Source organism: Pseudomonas sp. 203-8, from assembly GCF_020708595.1.
Taxonomy (GTDB): Bacteria; Pseudomonadota; Gammaproteobacteria; order Pseudomonadales; family Pseudomonadaceae; genus Pseudomonas; species Pseudomonas aeruginosa.
The window spans coordinates 371,806-390,910 of sequence record NZ_JAJFDF010000004.1 but is presented as its reverse complement, the minus strand read 5'-3'; the positions used below and the strand labels follow the sequence as shown (position 1 = coordinate 390,910).

The 19,105-nt window shown below is 67.9% G+C and carries 18 protein-coding genes; 12 read left to right on the top strand and 6 right to left on the bottom strand.

The features are described from left to right. From LJF27_RS11735 to LJF27_RS11725, 3 genes are all read left to right on the top strand, one after another. Complete coding sequence (locus LJF27_RS11735; protein ID WP_003116564.1) at positions 1-453, top strand: hypothetical protein; 453 nt, start codon at positions 1-3, stop codon at positions 451-453. Positions 454-586: 133 nt separating this feature from the next. Further along, positions 587-1,462, top strand: coding sequence for a protease HtpX (htpX, locus tag LJF27_RS11730; RefSeq protein ID WP_003090915.1), 876 nt, complete (start codon positions 587-589; stop codon positions 1,460-1,462). A 140-nt stretch (positions 1,463-1,602) separates the two neighbouring features. Next, entirely contained in the window at positions 1,603-2,730 is a 1,128-nt protein-coding gene (locus LJF27_RS11725) for a M14 family metallopeptidase (RefSeq protein ID WP_003116563.1), read from the top strand. A 31-nt stretch (positions 2,731-2,761) separates the two neighbouring features. On the opposite strand, the gene LJF27_RS11720 is transcribed toward LJF27_RS11725, so the two are convergent. After that, positions 2,762-3,418 carry a thiopurine S-methyltransferase gene (locus LJF27_RS11720; protein WP_003452374.1) on the bottom strand — a complete coding sequence of 219 codons (657 nt, stop codon included), beginning with the start codon at positions 3,416-3,418 and terminating at the stop codon, positions 2,762-2,764. Between the two features lie 55 nt (positions 3,419-3,473). Then, a complete protein-coding gene (locus LJF27_RS11715; protein ID WP_003106084.1) occupies positions 3,474-3,920 on the bottom strand; it encodes a universal stress protein in 447 nt (148 codons plus the stop codon). A gap of 129 nt (positions 3,921-4,049) precedes the next feature. On the opposite strand from LJF27_RS11715, the gene LJF27_RS11710 reads away from it, so the two are divergent. The 6 genes from LJF27_RS11710 to LJF27_RS11685 all read left to right on the top strand — a co-directional run bounded on the left by LJF27_RS11710 (position 4,050) and on the right by LJF27_RS11685 (position 11,120). Continuing rightward, entirely contained in the window at positions 4,050-5,009 is a 960-nt protein-coding gene (locus LJF27_RS11710) for a LysR family transcriptional regulator (protein WP_003143729.1), read from the top strand. Between the two features lie 137 nt (positions 5,010-5,146). Then, a complete protein-coding gene (locus tag LJF27_RS11705) occupies positions 5,147-6,739 on the top strand; it encodes an MFS transporter (RefSeq protein ID WP_003114761.1) in 1,593 nt (530 codons plus the stop codon). Between the two features lie 11 nt (positions 6,740-6,750). Then, a complete protein-coding gene (locus LJF27_RS11700; RefSeq protein WP_003114760.1) occupies positions 6,751-7,815 on the top strand; it encodes an HlyD family secretion protein in 1,065 nt (354 codons plus the stop codon). After that, positions 7,812-9,251, top strand: a complete 1,440-nt coding sequence (locus LJF27_RS11695) for an efflux transporter outer membrane subunit (RefSeq protein WP_003452375.1) — start codon at positions 7,812-7,814, stop codon at positions 9,249-9,251. The genes LJF27_RS11700 and LJF27_RS11695 overlap by 4 nt, the downstream gene beginning before the upstream one ends. Before the next feature lie 36 nt (positions 9,252-9,287). Beyond that, positions 9,288-10,259, top strand: coding sequence for a LysR family transcriptional regulator (locus LJF27_RS11690; RefSeq protein WP_003106096.1), 972 nt, complete (start codon positions 9,288-9,290; stop codon positions 10,257-10,259). 90 nt (positions 10,260-10,349) lie between these two features. Continuing rightward, complete coding sequence (locus LJF27_RS11685; RefSeq protein ID WP_003109673.1) at positions 10,350-11,120, top strand: DODA-type extradiol aromatic ring-opening family dioxygenase; 771 nt, start codon at positions 10,350-10,352, stop codon at positions 11,118-11,120. A 366-nt stretch (positions 11,121-11,486) separates the two neighbouring features. Here the strand turns inward: LJF27_RS11685 and LJF27_RS11680 are convergent, their stop codons facing one another. Then, positions 11,487-13,190 carry a DEAD/DEAH box helicase gene (locus LJF27_RS11680; protein WP_003119873.1) on the bottom strand — a complete coding sequence of 568 codons (1,704 nt, stop codon included), beginning with the start codon at positions 13,188-13,190 and terminating at the stop codon, positions 11,487-11,489. A gap of 310 nt (positions 13,191-13,500) precedes the next feature. Between LJF27_RS11680 and LJF27_RS11675 the strand changes: the two genes are divergently transcribed. Next, complete coding sequence (locus LJF27_RS11675) at positions 13,501-14,292, top strand: crotonase/enoyl-CoA hydratase family protein (protein WP_003104155.1); 792 nt, start codon at positions 13,501-13,503, stop codon at positions 14,290-14,292. A gap of 25 nt (positions 14,293-14,317) precedes the next feature. Here the strand turns inward: LJF27_RS11675 and LJF27_RS11670 are convergent, their stop codons facing one another. Further along, positions 14,318-15,067, bottom strand: a complete 750-nt coding sequence (locus LJF27_RS11670; RefSeq protein WP_003119872.1) for a spermidine synthase — start codon at positions 15,065-15,067, stop codon at positions 14,318-14,320. A gap of 174 nt (positions 15,068-15,241) precedes the next feature. On the opposite strand from LJF27_RS11670, the gene LJF27_RS11665 reads away from it, so the two are divergent. Next, positions 15,242-16,588: a class II 3-deoxy-7-phosphoheptulonate synthase gene (locus tag LJF27_RS11665; protein ID WP_017149146.1), complete on the top strand. Its 1,347-nt coding sequence runs from the start codon at positions 15,242-15,244 to the stop codon at positions 16,586-16,588. A 40-nt stretch (positions 16,589-16,628) separates the two neighbouring features. Here the strand turns inward: LJF27_RS11665 and LJF27_RS11660 are convergent, their stop codons facing one another. Both LJF27_RS11660 and LJF27_RS11655 read right to left on the bottom strand, forming a co-directional pair. After that, a complete protein-coding gene (locus tag LJF27_RS11660) occupies positions 16,629-17,837 on the bottom strand; it encodes a winged helix-turn-helix domain-containing protein (protein WP_017149147.1) in 1,209 nt (402 codons plus the stop codon). Between the two features lie 82 nt (positions 17,838-17,919). Then, positions 17,920-18,153: a DUF1127 domain-containing protein gene (locus LJF27_RS11655; RefSeq protein ID WP_003104163.1), complete on the bottom strand. Its 234-nt coding sequence runs from the start codon at positions 18,151-18,153 to the stop codon at positions 17,920-17,922. Positions 18,154-18,249: 96 nt separating this feature from the next. On the opposite strand from LJF27_RS11655, the gene LJF27_RS11650 reads away from it, so the two are divergent. After that, complete coding sequence (locus tag LJF27_RS11650) at positions 18,250-19,104, top strand: LysR substrate-binding domain-containing protein (RefSeq protein WP_003090936.1); 855 nt, start codon at positions 18,250-18,252, stop codon at positions 19,102-19,104. The last annotated feature ends 1 nt before the right edge of the window (position 19,105 follow it).

Genomic DNA, 19,105 nt, shown 5'->3' with positions numbered 1-19,105 from the left:
ATGGACCTGCAGATCGACGACTTCCACAAGGACGCCGCTGGCGGCCTCCTGCTTCTCTACCAGGCGTTTCCGCGCAAGACCGCGCTCTACGTCGAAGACCTGATCGGCCGCGAGGCGCCGGACGAGTTCGGCCTGCCGAGCAAACGTCACCAAAGTTGTCTGGGCGCGTTGCTCTGGCTCGCCGAGGAAGGCTACCTGCGCTTCGCCAACACCATTCATTACGAGGCTCTCGACCAGGCGGTGCTCAGCGAAAAGGCCTTCCTAAGACTTACCCGTATCGTCCCCCGGGCCTCGGCGGCGCTGGCCGAGGCGCCGGCCAGCGTGCGCCGCGAACAGGCCAGCCTGGCCAACCAGTTGCGCCAGGCGCTGGCGCAGGGCGACGGCGAACGCCTGGCCGGGCTGACCCGCCTGCTGTTCGAGGGCAATCTGGGCGCGCAAGGCGACACAGTTTGAAATAGTCCCTCGATTGAATCGCCATGGACCGCCCCTTATATAACCCCGCATGATTATCAGGAGCCCGTTCGCCCGCCCCGGCGGCCTGCGAACCGCGCTCCGTGCCTTCAGCCGTGAGGAGAAGCTTTACACCATGATGCGCATCCTGTTGTTCCTGGCCACCAACCTGGCAGTCCTGGTGATTGCCAGCATCACCCTGAAACTGCTCGGGGTGGACCGCTTCACCGGCCAGAATTACGGCAGCCTGCTGGTCTTCTGCGCCGTGTTCGGTTTCGCCGGTTCGCTGGTCTCGCTGTTCATCTCCAAGTGGATGGCGAAGATGAGCACCGGTACCGAAGTCATCAGCCAGCCGCGCACCCGTCACGAACAGTGGCTGCTGCAAACCGTCGAAGAGCTGTCCCGCGAAGCCGGCATCAAGATGCCGGAGGTCGGCATCTTCCCCGCCTACGAGGCCAACGCCTTCGCCACCGGCTGGAACAAGAACGACGCGCTGGTCGCGGTCAGCCAGGGCCTGCTCGAACGTTTCTCGCCCGATGAGGTGAAAGCCGTCCTCGCCCACGAGATCGGTCACGTCGCCAACGGCGACATGGTCACCCTGGCATTGATCCAGGGCGTGGTGAACACCTTCGTGATGTTCTTCGCGCGGATCTTCGGCAACTTCGTCGACAAGGCCATCCTGAAGAACGAGGACGGCCCGGGCATCGGCTACTTCGTCGCGACCATCTTCGCCGAACTGGTGCTCGGCATCCTCGCCAGCATCATCGTCATGTGGTTCTCGCGCCGCCGCGAGTTCCGCGCCGACGCCGCCGGCGCCCACCTGGCCGGCACCGGCGCGATGATCGCCGCGCTGCAACGCCTGCGTTCGGAACAGGGCGTGCCGGTGCAGATGCCCGACACCCTGAACGCCTTCGGCATCAATGGCGGCCTCAAGCACGGCCTGGCCGGCCTGCTGATGAGCCACCCGCCGCTGGAAGATCGTATCGAAGCGCTGCGCGCCAGCGCACGCTGATCCGCTTTCACACTTGGGACAGGGCGACCATCGGTCGCCCTTTTTTTATGCCCGGGAAAGCCACCTATCCATGGTCGCTTTGACAGCCGCGAGCCAGCCCCGGAACATGCGGGTCCGTGATTTCGCCCGATGAGGTTCCCATGCAGATCCGCGCCGATTTCGACAGCGGCAACATCCAGGTCATCGATGCCAGCGATCCCCGCCGGATCCGCCTGGCGATCCGTCCCGACCTGGCCAGCCAGCATTTCCAGTGGTTCCACTTCAAGGTCGAGGGCATGGCTGCCGCCACCGAGCACCGCTTCACCCTGGTCAACGCCGGCCAGTCGGCCTACAGCCATGCCTGGAGCGGCTACCAGGCAGTCGCCTCGTACGATGGCGAACGCTGGTTCCGCGTACCGTCGCAATACGACGCCGACGGCCTGCATTTCCAGCTGGAACCGGAGGAAAGCGAAGTCCGCTTCGCCTACTTCGAGCCCTACAGCCGCGAACGGCATGCCCGCCTGGTCGAACGTGCGCTCGGCATCGAGGGCGTCGAACGGCTCGCCGTCGGCACCAGTGTGCAAGGCCGCGACATCGAATTGCTGCGGGTCAGGCGCCATCCCGGCAGCCACCTGAAGCTGTGGGTCATCGCCCAGCAGCATCCCGGCGAACACATGGCCGAATGGTTCATGGAAGGCCTGATCGAGCGCCTGCAGCGGCCGGATGATACGGAAATGCAGCGCCTGCTGGAAAAGGCCGACCTGTACCTGGTGCCGAACATGAACCCGGACGGCGCGTTCCACGGCAACCTGCGCACCAACGCCGCCGGCCAGGATCTCAACCGGGCCTGGCTGGAGCCGAGCGCCGAGCGCAGCCCGGAAGTCTGGTTCGTCCAGCAGGAGATGAAGCGCCATGGCGTCGACCTGTTCCTCGACATCCACGGCGACGAGGAAATCCCCCACGTATTCGCCGCCGGCTGCGAGGGCAACCCGGGCTATACGCCCCGCCTGGAACGGCTCGAGCAACGCTTCCGCGAGGAACTGATGGCGCGCGGCGAATTCCAGATCCGCCATGGCTACCCACGCAGTGCGCCGGGCCAGGCCAACCTGGCGCTGGCCTGCAACTTCGTCGGGCAGACCTACGACTGCCTGGCGTTCACCATCGAGATGCCGTTCAAGGACCACGACGACAACCCGGAGCCCGGGACCGGCTGGTCCGGCGCCCGCTCCAAGCGGCTCGGCCAGGACGTCCTGAGCACCCTTGCGGTGCTGGTCGACGAACTCCGCTGAAAATGGACGGGGCGCCGCGCGGCGCCCCGTTTCAGCCTCTCTCCAGCAGGTAGACGGCCTCGTCCAGCCAGGACACCCCGCGCTCGAGGAATTTCCAGTTGACGCCGAGCACGTCGCCGCGCTCCAGTTCCTCGATCCGCCAACCGCCAGCGTAGTAGCCACGCACCTCCTCGTCGGGCACGGCGAACGGCGGACCGGCCATCTCCGCCTGCGGGTAGTCGATGGTGACCAGCAAGCCGAGGCTGCGCGTCGGCAGGACCGCCTGGAGATGCCCGGCATAGCGCTCGCGCATCTCCGGCGGCAGGGCGATCAGCGCGGCGCGGTCGTAGAACGCCCTGCACTGCGCCAGGTGCTCTGCCTGCAAGGCGAAGAAATCACCCTGCAGCAGGGTGATGCCGGCGACCCGGTAGCGGCGGAAACCACCCAGTTGATCGATCTCGGGGCGCAGGTCGTGCTCCTCGAAGAAGTCGCTCACGGCCTTTTCCGAAAGCTCCACCCCCAGCACCTCCAGTCCCTGGGCGGCCAGCCAGGCCAGGTCCAGGGTCTTGCCGCACAACGGCACCAGGATCCGTTCGCCCGCTTGCAGTCGCAGCCGCGACAGGTGGCGCATCAGGTAGGGATTGATCTCGTCCAGGTGGAAGCCGATCTGGTTGTTCGCCCAGCGGGCGTGCCAAAAATCCGCCTGCATCCTGTCCTCCGCATTCGTGGGAAAAACCGCAAGGTGGCGACAATCGGCCGGCAGGTCAACTCCCCTGCGCATCTCCCTCGCGCACTTCCACCAGCACCGGACACGGCGCCTCGCGGATCACCCGGTCGCCGACCGAAGGATCGAGCAGGCGCTCCAGCCGTCCCAGGTGCCGATGGCCGATGACGATCAGCTCGCAGCCCAGGCGCCGCGCCTCGCCCAGGATCACCTGCACCGGGTCGCCGGCGCGCAGCTCGGCCCGTACCTCCAGCTCGCACCCGGCTAGCAGCGCACAAGCCTCGTCGAGCACCTGCCGGGCCTCTTCGCACTCGTGCGCGGCGGGCGGATAGTCGAGCAGCGTCGGCCGGCCCGGCAACGCATAGCCGGCGTCCACCGCGCACAGCAGGTGGACCCGCGCGCCCGGCGCGGCGGCCTGCCGCGCCAGCTCGGCAATGCGACGGGTCTGCGGGCCGCCGTCGATGGCGACCAGGAGCGTATGGAACATCGGCAAATCCTCGGATAGAGCGTGCACCGGCATTCTTCGGCAGCCACCGGTGCGCGTAAAGGCACCGCGAACGCAATCCAGCAATGCAGCGAACGCACGCCTGGGAGAACGAAAGACTGCACCCTGCGCATGCCAGCGTGCTTATACTTCCACTCCATGCATCTTCCCGATCTGAATCTCTTGGTCGCCCTCAACGTTCTTCTCGAAGAGGGCAGCGTGGTCGGAGCCGCGCGCCGCATGCACCTCAGCCCACCGGCGATGAGCCGTACCCTGTCACGGATCCGCGAGGCGGTAGGCGACCCGATCATGGTCCGCGCCGGCCGCAAGCTGGTGCCCACGCCCCGTGCCCTGGAACTGCAGGAGCAGGTCCGGCAACTGGTGGACCAGGCCCGCGACCTGTTCAACACTCGCGAGACCATCCAACTGGACAAGCTGGAGCGCTGCTTCACCCTGCGTTCCAACAACACCCTGGTCGGCGGTCTGTCGATACGCCTGCTGGAGATCTTCGCCGAGGAGGCGCCGCGCTGCACCCTGCGCTTCGTGCAGGAGTCGGACATCGACGACGAGGCACTGCGGCAGAACCGCATCGACCTCTACATCGGCGCCTCGTCCTGGATGGAACCCGAGGTCAAGACCCAGCAGTTGCTCACCACCCGCTTCGTCGGCCTGGCCCGCCAGGGGCACCCGATCTTCGACGGCGAGATCACTCCGCAGCGCTTCGTCGCTTTTCCGCATATCGCCGTCTCGCGTCGTGGCCTCAACCATGGACCGCTGGACCAGGCCCTGGGAGAACTCGGCCTGAAGCGCGACGTCAAGCTGATCAGCCCGACCTTCCACTCGGCGATCTTCGCCCTGCCCGGCTCCGACCTGCTGCTGCCGATCGCCGAGCATTCCCTGTGGCGGGCCAACCGACTGGGCCTGGGCCTGCGCCAGTTCGACATCCCGGTGCCGTTGAAGACCGTGATGGTGGTCCAGGCCTGGCATCCACGCTTCGACAACGATCCCGCGCACCGCTGGTTCCGGCAAACGATCAAGCGGATTTGCGAGGAAGTGCAGAGCGATCCCCATCCGCTGCTTGGCTCCAACTGAAACAGATGCACAAAATGCACTGATTCATTTCGATCATTTCAATTTTCACACTACCGGGACGCTCCTAGACTGCGGCGGAAATCAGAAGAGTTTCCGCCCATGCCTTGTTTCCCCACCCTCGCCGTAGCGAGGTCGCGATGACTTCGCTCGCCACCCCGCTCGGCCAGCCGACGCCAACCGCAGCCCCCGCCGCCCAGCCTTTCGGCACGCGCATCGTGGTAGGCCTGCTCGGCGTGCTGCTCGCCTCGCTCACCGCCGGTCTCAATGGTCATGTCACCGAGATCGCCATGACCGATGTGCGCGGCGCACTCGCCATTGGCCATGACGAAGGCACCTGGCTGACCGTGCTCTACGAAGCCACCCAGGTCGCCGCCATGGCATTCGCGCCCTGGTGTTCGGTGACCTTTTCCCTGCGCCGCTTCACGCTCTTCGCCATCGGCGGCTTCGCCCTGCTGGCCCTGCTCTGTCCGTTCGCGCCGAACCTCGAGAGCCTGCTGGTCCTGCGCACCCTGCAAGGGCTGATGGCCGGCTGCCTGCCGCCGATGCTGATGACCGTGGCGCTACGCTTCCTGCCACCCGGGATAAAGCTCTATGGCCTGGGCGCCTATGCCCTCACCGCGACCTTCGGGCCCAACCTGGGCCTGCCACTGGCGGCGTTCTGGTTCGAATACGTCGGCTGGCAGTGGGTGTTCTGGCAGGTCATTCCACTGTGCCTGGTGGCGATGGCCGCGGTGTCCCATGGCATCCCCCAGGACCCGGTGCGCCTGGAACGCTTCCGCCAGTTCGACGGCATCGGCCTGCTCACCGGCTTCCCGGCGATCTGCGCCCTGGTGATCGGTCTGCTGCAAGGCGAACGCCTGGACTGGTTCGAGTCGCCGCTGATCTGCCTGCTGCTGGGCAGCGGCAGCCTCCTGCTGGGGCTGTTCCTGGTCAACGAATGGAGCCACCCGCTGCCGTTCTTCCGCCTGCAGTTGCTGAAGCGCCGTAACCTGACCTTCGCCCTGATCACCCTGGCCGGCGTGCTGGTGGTGCTCGGCGCGAGCATGGGCGTGCCGACCGAATTCCTCGCCGAGATCCGCGGCTACCGCCCCCTGCAGAGCGTACCCATGGTGTTGCTGGTGGCCCTTCCGCAGCTCGTCGCGCTGCCGCTGGTGGCGGCCCTCTGCAACATCCCGCGGGTCGACTGCCGCTGGGTGCTGGCCTGCGGCCTGTGCCTGTGCGCCGGTGCCTGCCTGAGCTTCAGCCAACTGACGGCGGACTGGGTGCGCGAGGACTTCTACCTGCCGATGCTGTTACTGGTGGTCGGCCAGCCGATGGCGGTGATTCCGCTGCTGATGCTCTCCACCAGCGTCATCGCGCCCATCGAGGGACCCTTCGCCTCGGCCTGGTTCAACACCGTCCGCGGCTTCTCCGGGGTAGTCGCCACCGCGGTGATCGGCGCCCTCGGCACCGCCCGCGAGCACTACCACTCCAACCGCCTGGTGGATCACCTGGGCAATGCGCCCCAGGCCGTCGAACTGCGCCTGCAACAGATCGCCGGCCTGCAACCGGGCGCCGACTCCGGCGCGCACTGGCAGCACCTGGCCGAACAGGCCCGCCAACAGGCCCAGGTGCTGGGCAACGCCGACGTGCTGCTGGCAATGGCCGGCCTGGCCTGCGCCCTGCTGATCCTGATTCCGATCCTGCCGCAACGGGCCTACCCGCCCCGCCCGGTCGCTCCCACACACTGAAAGGTCGCTGTATGTCGTTCATCACTTCGCGCAAGGGCAGCCTGCTGCTCGCCGCCCTGCTGGTCCTGACCCTACTGGTCTACCTGCTGTTCCACCTGCTCGCCCCACGGGTCGTGCAGAGCACCGACGACGCCTATGTGCACGCCGATTTCACCCTGGTCGCGCCGAAAGTCGCCGGCTTCGTCCAGGACGTTCTGGTCGAGGACAACCAGCCGGTCAAGGCCGGCCAGTTGCTCGCCCGCCTCGACGACCGCGACTTCCGCACCGCCCTGGCCGCCGCCGAAGCCGACGTGCTCGGTGCCGAGGCCAACCTGGCCAATGCCGAGGCCAACCTGCAACGCCAGCAGGCGCTGATCGAACAGGCGCGGGCCAAGGTCCGCGCCGAGCAGGCCGAGCTGGTCTTCGCCCGTCACGAGCAAAGCCGCTACCAGACCCTCGCCAGCAAGGGCGCCGGCAGCCTGCAGAACGCCCAGCAGGCGCAATCGCGGATCGATACCGCCAGCGCCCGGCTGGCCGAGGGCCAGGCCGCAGTGGATGCCACGCGCAAGCAGGTGAGCGTCCTCGAAGCCCGCGTCGGCCAGGCCCGTGGCGACCTGCAACGCATGCAGGCGCGACGCGACCAGGCCCGCCTGGACCTCTCCTACTGCGAACTCCGCGCGCCCTTCGACGGCCAGGTCGGCCGCCGCCAACTGCGCGTCGGCGCCTATGTCACGCCGGGCAGCGCGCTGCTGGCGGTGGTGCCACTGCAGCAGGCCTACGTGGTCGGCAATTTCCAGGAAACCCAACTGACCCACGTCTCTCCCGGACAGGCCGTGGAGATCCGCGTCGATACCTTCCCCGGCGAGGTTCTGCGCGGCCATGTCGACAGCATCGCACCGGCCACCGGCCTGAGCTTCGCGCCGATCGCCCCGGACAACGCCACCGGCAACTTCACCAAGGTGGTCCAGCGGATCCCGGTGAAGATCGTTCTCGAGCCGCGCCAGGCCATGGCGGGCAAGTTGCGTGTGGGCATGTCGGTGGAAGCACGGATCGACACCGCGACCGGCACCCGCTCCGCCGAGGTCGCCCAGCAATGAAAGGCACTCCGCTCCTGCTTATTGCCAGCCTTGCGCTCGGCGCCTGCAGCCTCGGCCCCGACTTCACCCGCCCGGACCGCCCTGCGCCCGGCGAATGGTCGCTCCAGGCCGCTGCCGGCAACCCCAGCCACCTCGCCGCCGCGCCGCTCGCAGCCCAATGGTGGACGCTGTTCGACGACGCGCAATTGAACGCCCTGCTGCAACGGATCCAGCGTGCCAACCTCGACCTGCGCAGCGCCGCGGCGCGCCTGCAGCAGAGCCGCGCGATCCGTCGCAGCCTCGGCGGCGACGCCCTGCCCTCGGTGGACGCCAGCGGCAACTACCAGCGCCAGCGGACCACCAGCGCCGGCCTGTTCGATCCTTCCGGCAAGGCCGGCAAAGGCAACTACAACCACGCCCTGGCCGGCTTCGACGCCTCCTGGGAGCTGGACTTCTGGGGCCGCGTGCGACGCGAGCTGGAAGCCGCCGACGCGACGGTGGAAGCCAGCGAGAACGAACTGCGCGACGTGCAGGTCTCGGTGCTGGCGGAAGCCGCGCGCGACTATATCCAGTTGCGTGGCGAACAGAACCGTGCGGCGATCATCCGCGACAACCTCGAGACTGCACGGCGCAGCCTGGAACTCACCCGCACGCGCCTGGCCAACGGCGTCGCTACCGACCTCGAGGTAGCCCAGGCGCTGGCCCAGGTGGCCAGCATGGAGGCACGCCTGCCCGAGGTGGAAAAGAACCAGGCGCACCTGGTCAACGCCCTCGGCTACCTGGTCGGCGCCAGCCCCGGCAGCCTGCTCGCCGAACTCGGCCCGGCGCGGGCGATTCCGCGTCCGCCGGGCAGCGTGCCGGTCGGCCTGCCGTCCGAACTGGCCCAGCGCCGCCCCGACATCCGCCGTGCCGAAGCGCGCCTGCACGCGGCTACCGCCAGCATCGGCGTGGCCAAGGCGGACTTCTATCCGCGCATCACGCTCAACGGCAACTTCGGTTTCGAATCCCTGCAACTGTCCAGCCTGGGCGACTGGGACCATCGCCAGTTCGCCATCGGCCCGGCGTTCAGCCTGCCGATCTTCGAAGGCGGACGCCTGCGCGGACGCCTGGAGCTACGCGAGGCACAGCAGCAGGAAGCCGCCATCGACTACCAGCGCACCGTGCTGCGTGCCTGGCAGGAAGTCGACGACGCGATGCACGACTACGCCGCCAACCAGCGCCGCCAGGAGCGCCTCGGCGAAGCCGTGGCGCAGAACCGCCGCGCCCTGCAGAGCGCCCGCGAGCAATACCGCGCCGGCGCGGTGGACTTCCTCAGCGTGCTCGACAGCCAGCGGCAACTGCTGGACAACCAGGAACAGCAGGTCGCCAGCGACGAAGCGGTGTCGCTGACCCTGGTCAACCTCTACAAGGCGCTGGGCGGCGGCTGGAGCCCAACGTCCGATCCGGCGTCGGGCTGAGATGACGCCGGGCGCGGACCGGCGAAGGAGTTGGAAATGGACCTGCTGCAAGGTATCCGGACCTTCGTCCGCGTGGTGGAGCACGGCAGCTTCACCCAGGCCGCCCAGGCGCTGGGCACCTCTCCGGCGACCGTTTCGCGCCAGGTCGCCGGGCTCGAACAGGCGCTCTCGGCGCGCCTGCTGCAACGCAATACGCGCAGCGTCGTGGTGACGGAAAGCGGTCTGCGCTACTACGAGCATTGCAAGCAGATCCTGCGTACGGTCGCCGCCGCCGCGGCGGACGTCGAAGACAGCCAGTCCCACGCCAGTGGTCGCCTGCGCCTCCACGCGGTGACCGAACTGGGCCTCGAGCACCTGATGCCGCTACTGGTGGACTACCTGGACGGCCACCCGGACGTCTCCGTCGACCTCACGCTGGCCCAGGGCACCCCGGCCCTGCTCGAGGAAGGCCTGGACGTGCTGATCACCCTCGGCCGAACCTTGCCGGACTCGACCCTGGTCGCCCGCGATCTCGGCCAGGTGTTCAGCGTGGTCTGTGCCGCGCCGGAATACCTGGCACGGCATGGCGTGCCGCGCACGCCGGAGGACCTGCTGCGGCATCGCTGCCTGAACGTGGCCGCGCCGTCCTGCCCGCAGGGCTGGGCCTTCGTCGGCGAACGCGGCGAAACGCTGCTCGATCTCGATGAGGCGCTCAAGGTCAACCTCCCCGAGGCCGCCTGCGCCGCCGCCGCGGCCGGGCTCGGCGTCTGCCTGCTGCCCGGCTTCGTCGCCGCCCGCGCGCTGCAGGAAGGCAGCCTGTTGCGGCTACTGCCGGGCCATCGACTGCATGTCCGCGAGGTGTTCGTGCTGTACTCCTCGCGGCGCTACCTGGACGCCAAGATCCGCACCTGGGTGGACTTCCTCAGGGAACGCCTGCCCCTGGCGTTCGAGCGTGACCGGGCGATTCTCGACGATCGGCGCTACTGGGCGGAAAGCCCAACCGGCGTAGCGCGCGAGACCGCGACCTAACGTCTGGATCGATAGGTATCCTCAAAAACATATACTGGTTTTCGATTGATCGAGGGAGGAACATGGCTCATCCGAGTCATGAGGTGAATCATGCTACCGACTCTCTATATTTCCCACGGCTCACCGATGCTCGCCCTCGAACCGGGCGCCAGCGGCGTACAACTGCGCCGCCTGGCTACAGAGCTGCCGCGGCCGAAGGCGATCCTGGTGGTTTCCGCGCACTGGGAAAGCGACGACCTGCGAGTAACCGGCGCCGCGGCGCCGGATATCTGGCACGACTTCTACGGCTTTCCGCCGCCCCTCTACGCCGTGCGCTACCCGGCCAAGGGCGCGCCGGCGCTGGCGCAGCGGACGATCGAACTGCTCCAGGCCGCCGGCCTGCCGGCCCAGGCCGACCCACAGCGACCATTCGACCACGGCACCTGGGTGCCGCTGAGCCTGATGTATCCGCAGGCGGACATCCCGGTGCTCCAGCTGTCCCTGCCGAGCCGCCTCGGTCCGGCCCTGCAGAGCCGCGTCGGCCAGGCCCTGCGCCAACTGCGCGGGGAAGGCGTGCTGCTGATCGGTTCCGGCAGCATCACCCACAACCTGGGCGAACTGGACTGGCACGCCGGACCGGAAGCCATCGCGCCCTGGGCGCGGGAGTTCCGTGACTGGATGGTGGAAAAGCTCCAGGCCGACGACGAGGCCGCGCTTCACGACTACCGCCGGCAGGCGCCCTGGGCGGCGCGCAACCACCCCAGCGACGAGCACCTGCTGCCGCTGTTCTTCGCCCGCGGCGCGGGCGGCGGCGGGATGCGCGTCGAGCACAGCGGCTTTACCCTGGGCTCGTTGGGGATGGATATCTATCGCTTCGATTGACAGAGCTTCTCGTGGGACTGGCGGAGAGCATTGGCTTCCCGCCGCAAGCTGGGTGGACTCGGCTGGCAGCCAGGAAATCGCGAGCGATATAGTCCTGTAGCGCGGATAACGCCATAGGCGTTATCCGCGATGTCATGGATAGGCGGCAGATCAGGGCTTCGGTATGTGCAGGTCTGGCATGCACGACGTGGTGCCTGCCCTGGCGGCTGGGCGAGTCTTTTGTTTCCTTTAGACGCTTGCCCGAGGGGCTCGCCCGGGGTGACGAAACGAGAAGCCGGGGCAGGCGCGAAAAACAGCCCGGCCAGCAAACATCAAGCCCATGAAAAAGCCCCGCCGAAGCGGGGCTTTTGTTCATCGCGCTGGACCTCAGTCCTCGCGATAGCGGCGCAGGCGCAGGGCCTTGCCGGCGACGCGGGTGTCCTTGAGCTTGGTCAGCAGGCGCTCGAGGTTGGCCTCGGGCAGTTCGATCAGGCTGAAGGTATCGCGAATCTGGATGCGACCGATGTCCTCGCGGGACAGGCCGCCCTCGTTGAGGATCGCGCCCAGCAGGTTCTTCGCCGCAACCCCGTCGCGCGCGCCGAGGGCAGTGCGGCAGCGGGCACGGCCTTCGCTCGGCGGCGCCATCGGACGACGCTCGCCGCTGCGCTCCGGACGCTCGCCGCGTTCGCCACGGTCGGCACGCTCGCGCGGTGCCGATGGGGTCAGCGGCTGTTCGCGGCGCACCGACTCCAGGTCCAGCGCCTTGCCGGCGGTCAGGCGTGCCAGCAATGCGGCGGCCAGGGTCTCGGCATCGCAGCCGAGGCGACGGCACAGCTCGTCGCGCACCGCGCCGCGCTGCTCGACGGCGCTGTCGAGCAAGGGCGTCAGGCTCGCGGCCAGGCGCGCCAGGCGGGCCTCCAGCACGGTCTCGGCATCCGGCAGGCGGACTTCGCCGACCTTCTGCCCGGTGACCCGCTCGATCACCTGCAGCATGCGCCGCTCGCGCGGAGTCACCAGCAACAGCGCGCGCCCTTCCCGGCCGGCACGGCCGGTACGGCCGATGCGGTGCACGTAGGACTCGGGGTCGTAGGGCATGTCGATGTTCAGCACGTGGGTGATGCGCGGTACGTCCAGGCCCCGGGCGGCAACGTCGGTGGCGATGACGATGTCCAGCGAACCGTCCTTCAGCGACTCGATGACCCGCTCGCGCTGGGCCTGCGGCATGTCGCCGTTGAGCGCGGCGGCGCGGTAGCCCTGGCGCTCGAGCAATTCGGCGTAGTCGAGGGTGGCCTGCTTGGTGCGGACGAAGGCGATCAGCGCGTCGAACTGCTCGACTTCCAGCAGACGCTGGATCGAACCGGCCTTCTGGTCGGCATGGACCATCAGGTGGACCTGCTCGATGCGCGCCACGGTCTGGGTCTTGGCGGCGATCTTGACGTGCTTGGGCTGCTTCAGGTGGCGCTCGGCGATGCCACGGATGGACGCCGGCAGGGTCGCCGAGAAGAGCACGGTCTGGCGCGATTCGGGAAGCGCCTCGAAGATCACTTCCAGGTCGTCCATGAAGCCGAGCTTGAGCATCTCGTCGGCTTCGTCGAGCACCAGGCGCTGGACGGTGGCCAGCAGCTTCTCGTCGCGGCGCAGGTGGTCGCACAGGCGGCCGGGGGTAGCGACGAGGATCTGTGCGCCCTGGCGCAGGGCCTTCAGCTGCGGCCCCATGGGCGCGCCGCCGTAGACGGCGACCACGCCGACGCCCGGCAATTGCTTGGAATAGGTTTCGCAGGCGGTGGCGACCTGCAGGGCCAGCTCGCGGGTCGGCACCAGCACCAGCATCTGCGGCTCGCGGCGGCTCGGGTCGATGCGCGACAGCAGCGGCAGGGCGAACGCGGCGGTCTTGCCGGTACCGGTCTGCGCCTGGCCGATCATGTCGTGGCCTTCGAGGATCAGCGGAATCGATTGAGCCTGGATAGGCGAAGGCTCTTCGTAGCCTACGGCGACGATTGCCGCGAGCACATTGGGGTGAATACCGAGCGCGGCGAAGCCGACGGTTTCCTGAGTCATGGGTTTGCCTCGTATACATCCGCAAAGACCCATGACCCATGGCTGCTCATGCCCTGTACGGCCGAAACGGCCACCCAGGCAGCTGGGGCGGGGATTTGCGAGATTGCTTTTGAATTAGAAGATTACGTAAAGGAAATCCGCAGAGCGGATACACAGCCAGAGCACAGCGCTCCGAAAAATGCAGGTCCTGAACGGGGTCAGTTTTGACCGGCGCGCATCATACCGGAATTTTGACGTTTGTGTGCGTTTTTTCCGACATGCGTCATCGGAGAGACTGACAATGGACATCCCGATTCCAGACGTCTATACCGACGTTGCCCGCCCCCCGCCAGGAAACCGCCGCATGAACGACACCCTCCCAGGACGCATCAGCCGCGAACGGCGCGGCCACCTGCTGCTGCTCGGCCTCGACCGCGTGGCCAAGCGCAACGCCTTCGACCTGCCGATGCTCGACGACCTGGTCGCCGCGCTCGGCGAATACGAGGCCGACGACCAGTTGCGCTGTGCCCTGCTCTTCGCCCACGGCGAGCATTTCACCGCCGGGCTGGACCTGGCCAATGTCGGCGAGACCTTCCGCCAGGGCTGGAAACTTCCCGAAGGCGCCGTCGATCCCTGGGGCACCTTCGGCGGCCGGCGTCCAAGCAAGCCGCTGGTGGTGGCCGTGCAAGGCTACTGCTACACCATCGGCATCGAACTGATGCTGGCGGCCGACATCAACCTCTGCGCCAGCAACGCGCGCTTCGCCCAGCTCGAAGTGCAGCGCGGAATCCTCCCGTTCGGTGGCGCGACACTGCGCATGCACCAGGTCGCCGGCTGGGGCAACGCCATGCGCTGGCTGCTCACCGGCGACGAATTCGACGCCCACGAAGCCTATCGTCTCGGCCTGGTGCAGGAAGTCACCGCCCCGGAGGACCTCCTCGACCACGCCATCGCCCTCGCCGAACGGGTCGCGGCCCAGGCGCCGCTGGGCGTGCGCGCCACCCTCGGCTCGGCGCGCCAGGCCCTGCTGGAAGGCGAAGCGGTCGCCGCCGCTGCGTTGCCGGAAGCCGCCAGGCGCCTGCTCGACAGCGAGGACGCCAAGGAAGGCCTGCGCGCTCTCCAGGAACGCCGCCCGGGACGCTTCGAAGGACGCTAGCCGGGCCCTTGTCCGCGCGCCCTGGCTACTGGGCCGGGCGCAGGCTGTCGATATAGCCCTGCAACGAATAGCCGAGTTGCGGCTCCAGCGCCGCGGCACGCGTCCGCAGGGCTTCCTGGTCGAGTTCGAGGGCCAGGTTCGCCGGCACCAGCATCACCACGTTGCCCTCGGCCACCGGACACTCCCAGTAATGATGGTGATAGCGCCCGCGCAGCAGCGGCGCGCCCAGCGGCTTGCCATCGGTGCCGCTCCACTGGTTGATCACCAGCCAGCCATCCTCGGCGAGGCGCTCCTGGCAGGCACCGAGGAAATTCCAGGCCAGGTGCGCGGCCGACGGGCCGGTATCGGTATAGAGGTCGAGGAAGATCAGGTCGGCCTCCGCGCATTCGCCCAGGCTCTCCAGTGCGTCGCCGATGCGCAATCGCAGGCGCGGGTCGTCGCGCAGCCCCAGATGCTCGCGGGCCAGGCGCGGAATCGCCGGGCGCAGCTCGATGGCCTCGGCCTCCTCCAGCGGCAGGTGGCGCAGGCAGGCCTGGGTCAGGCTGCCGGCACCGAAACCGAGGAACAACGCGCGACGCGGTTGCGAATGGCAGAGCCCGCCGAGCAGCATGGCGCGGGTGTAGTCGTATTCCAGCCAGGCTGGATCGGGCATGAACACGCAGCTCTGCTCGACACCGTCGCCGAACTCGAGGAAGCGATAGTCGCCGGACTCGATGACCCGGATGACCCCGTATTCGTCGCGCTCCTCGACCAGCAGACGTTCTTCGCTCACCACTCACCTCCCCCGCCGCTTCGCCGGCTATCGCCAGGCGCTCCGGCAAAAGCACCACAGCATAGCAAAGCCGGCCCGACGATGGATTTCCGCTATTGCAACGATCGCTGGCGGCGCTGCGGCGAGCTGCTCTACCATGCCGCAATCCGCTTTCCCGAGCATTGCCAAGAGTCGTAGATGAGCCAGTCCTGGAGCCCCGAGAGCTGGAGGGCCAAGCCGATCCAGCAACAACCCGAGTACCCCGATGCCGCGCACCTGGCCAGGGTCGAGCAGACCCTCGCCGGATACCCGCCGCTGGTCTTCGCCGGCGAGGCTCGCGAGCTGCGCCGGCAGTTCGCCGAAGTCACCGCCGGACGCGCCTTCTTGCTCCAGGGCGGGGATTGCGCGGAAAGCTTCGCCGAATTTTCCGCGGCGAAGATCCGCGATACCTTCAAGGTACTGTTGCAGATGGCGGTGGTAATGACCTTCGCCGCCGGCTGCCCGGTAGTGAAGGTCGGGCGCATGGCCGGCCAGTTCGCCAAGCCGCGCTCCTCCGGCGACGAAACGCAGAACGGCGTGACCCTGCCCGCCTATCGCGGCGACATCGTCAACGGCATCGGCTTCGACGAGAAGAGCCGCGTGCCGGACCCGGAGCGCCTGTTGCAGGCCTACCACCAGTCCACCGCCAGCCTCAACCTGTTGCGCGCCTTCGCCCAGGGCGGCTTCGCCGACCTGCACCAGGTGCACCGCTGGAACCTCGATTTCATCGCCAACTCGGCGCTGGCCGAGCGCTACCAGCAACTCGCCGACCGCATCGACGAGACCCTCGCCTTCATGCGCGCCTGCGGCCTGGACAGCGCGCCGCAGCTCCGCGAAACAAGCTTCTTCACCGCCCACGAAGCGCTCCTGCTGAACTACGAGGAAGCCCTGACCCGCCGCGACAGCCTGACCGGCGAGTGGTACGACTGCTCGGCGCACATGCTCTGGATCGGCGACCGCACCCGCCAGATCGACGGCGCTCATGTCGAGATGCTGCGCGGCGTGGGCAATCCGATCGGGGTCAAGGTCGGGCCGAGCATGGACAGCGAGGAGCTGATCCGCCTGATCGATATTCTCAACCCGGACAACGATCCGGGCCGCCTCAACCTGATCGTGCGGATGGGTGCCGACAAGGTCGGCGACCACCTGCCGCGCCTGATCCAGGCCATCCAGCGCGAGGGCCGCCAGGTGCTGTGGAGTTCCGATCCGATGCACGGCAATACCATCAAGGCCTCCAGCGGCTACAAGACCCGCGACTTCGCCTGCGTGCTCGCCGAAGTCCGCCAGTTCTTCGAAGTGCACCAGGCCGAAGGCAGCTACGCCGGCGGCATCCACATCGAGATGACCGGGCAGAACGTCACCGAGTGCATCGGCGGTTCGCGACCGATCACTGAAGACGGCCTCAGCGACCGCTACCACACCCACTGCGACCCGCGGCTGAACGCCGACCAGTCGCTGGAGCTGGCCTTCCTGATCGCCGAAACCCTGAAGCAGGTGCGCCGCTGAGCGCGCCGCGGCCGCTCCCGCCGCCCGGCGGGAGCGTTCGCTAGAGCAGCACCCCGCGCAAGCGTACCGCCAACTCCCCACGCCCCTCGATCGCCACCGTCGCCAGGCCCAGCCAGGCGGCCATGCTGCGCAGCTGCTCGGCCAGCTCGTGCAGGGCGGCATCGTCCATGCCGTTCGCCTCGGCATGCAGCGCATGCACCGCCAGGCGCTCCCGCGCCCGCTCAGCGCGGAGGTCGACGCGGCCGACCAGACGGCCGTTGTACAGGAATGGCAGCACGTAGTAGCCGTACACGCGTTTTTCCTTCGGCGTGTAGATCTCCAGGCGATAGCGGAAATCGAACAGGCGCTCGGCCCGCGCCCGCTCCCAGACCAACGAGTCGAAGGGCGAGAGCAAGGCACTGGCGCCTAGCCGCCGCGGCACCTGCGGTTCGCCGGGGCAGTAGGCCGGCTGGCTCCAGCCCTCGACCCGGACCGGCAGCAGCTCGCCAGCCTCCACCAGTTCGGCGAGGCGCGCGCGGCTCTGCGCCGGGCTCAGCCGATAGTAGTCGCGCAGGTCCTTTTCGGTGGCCACGCCCAGGGCGCTCGCCGTCATCCGCAACAGCTCGCGCTGGGCCTGTGCCTCCGAAAGCTCGGGGCGCGCCAGCAATTCCGCGGGAAACACCCGCTCCGGCAGGTCATAGAGCCGCTCGAAGCCGCGCCGTCCGGCCACCGTCAGCTCGCCGGCGGCGAACAGCCATTCCAGCGCATGCTTTTCCGCGCTCCAGTCCCACCAGGGACCGGCCCGCTCCTGCCGCGTGCTCAGGCTGCCGGCACCTAGCGCACCTTGCTCGCGCACCGCCTGCAACACCTGGCGGATCAGTGGCTGCTGTTCCCGGCCGAAACGTGCCAGTTGCTGGTAGATGCCCTGGCCGTCGGCGGCCTGGCGCATCCGCCAGCGCATCAACGGGTAGTGTTCCAGCGGCAGCAGCGAGGCCTCGTGCCCCCAGTATTCGAACAACTGGCGGTGACGGCCGACACTCCAGGCCGCCTCGTCGAGCAGCGTCATGGAGTAGGGACCGAGACGGGAAAACAGCGGCAGGTAGTGCGAGCGCACCAGCGCATTCACCGAATCGATCTGCAACAGGCCAAGGCGCGCGAGCATTTCGCGCAGATGCCGCCGCTGCACGCTGCGGCGCGTCCGCCGGCCGTCGAAGCCCTGCGCGGCCAGGGCCAGGCGGCGGGCTTCGGCGAGGGAAAGCGAAAGACTCATGGAGCGCCCCAGTCGATGAAGGAGACTGCGAGTCTATCGCGCCTCCGCCGCCGTGCCAGCCTGGCGCGCCGCTGCGGTTCGCTCAATGCCGACGCAGCGGGTCGTCCCAGAAATGCCGCTCGCCCTCCTGGAAGATATCCGCCCGACTCAGGCCGAGGTCCTTCAGCGCTTCGTCGCTCATCCTCAGCAGTTCCCGGCGCTCGCGGGCCAACTGCAACCAGCGCCGCCAGCGACGCCACAACGACGGCGCAGCGGTCGAGGCGGGATGGGATGCAGCGTGGAAGTGACTGCCGAAATAATCCTGTTGACCTTTCATCGTCTTGCCCTCCGTTCGGGATAGGCACAGTGTCCCGCCAGGCATAGGATCAATCCAACGAATCATTTTTATGCAATGCATCTTGGAGATTGATGAATGAGCTACCAGCCCGGCATCGATACGGAATTGCTCCGCACCTTCGTCGCCATCGCCGAGCACGGTGGTTTCACCCGCGCCGCGGAGGCGGTGAATCGCACCCAGTCGGCGGTCAGCATGCAGATGAAGCGGCTCGAGGAGGACGTCCTGCAGCGCTCGCTGTTCGAGCGCGACGGAAGGCAGACCCGCCTCACCGCCGAAGGCCAGGTGCTGCTCGGCTATGCCCGGCGGATCCTCAAGCTGCACGGCGAGGTGTTCAACACCCTGCGCCGCCCGCACATGGTCGGTTCGGTGCGCATCGGCACCCCGGACGACTACGTGATGCGCTTCCTCCCGGCGATCCTGTCGCGCTTCGCCGAAGCCTATCCGCTGGTGCAGGTCGAGGTGCATTGCGACACCTCGCTCAACCTGCTGGCGCGCAACGACCTCGACCTGTCCATCGTCACCCGCGAGCCGGGCACCGAGATCGGCCAGTTGCTGCGCCAGGAGCCCTTCGTCTGGATGGCCGCCGAGGGCTTCTGCCCCCACGACCAGCGGCCGATCCCGCTGGCCATGTTCAACACCACCTGCTTTTGCCGGGCCTGGGCCTGCAACGCCCTGGAGGCGGCGGAACTGGACTACCGCATCGCCTACAGCAGCCCCAGCCTGTCGGCGCTGTTCGCGGTGGTCAGCGCCGGCCTCGCCGTGACCGTGCAACTGCGCAGCCTGCTCACCGGCAACCTGCGCATCCTCGACGAGAGCGAGGGCCTGCCCGCCCTGCCCTCGGCCAGCATCATGCTGATGCGCAACCCGCACAGCCAGTCACCGGTCACCGAGAAACTCGCCGAATACATCGGCGAGGGCTTCCGTCTCTGAC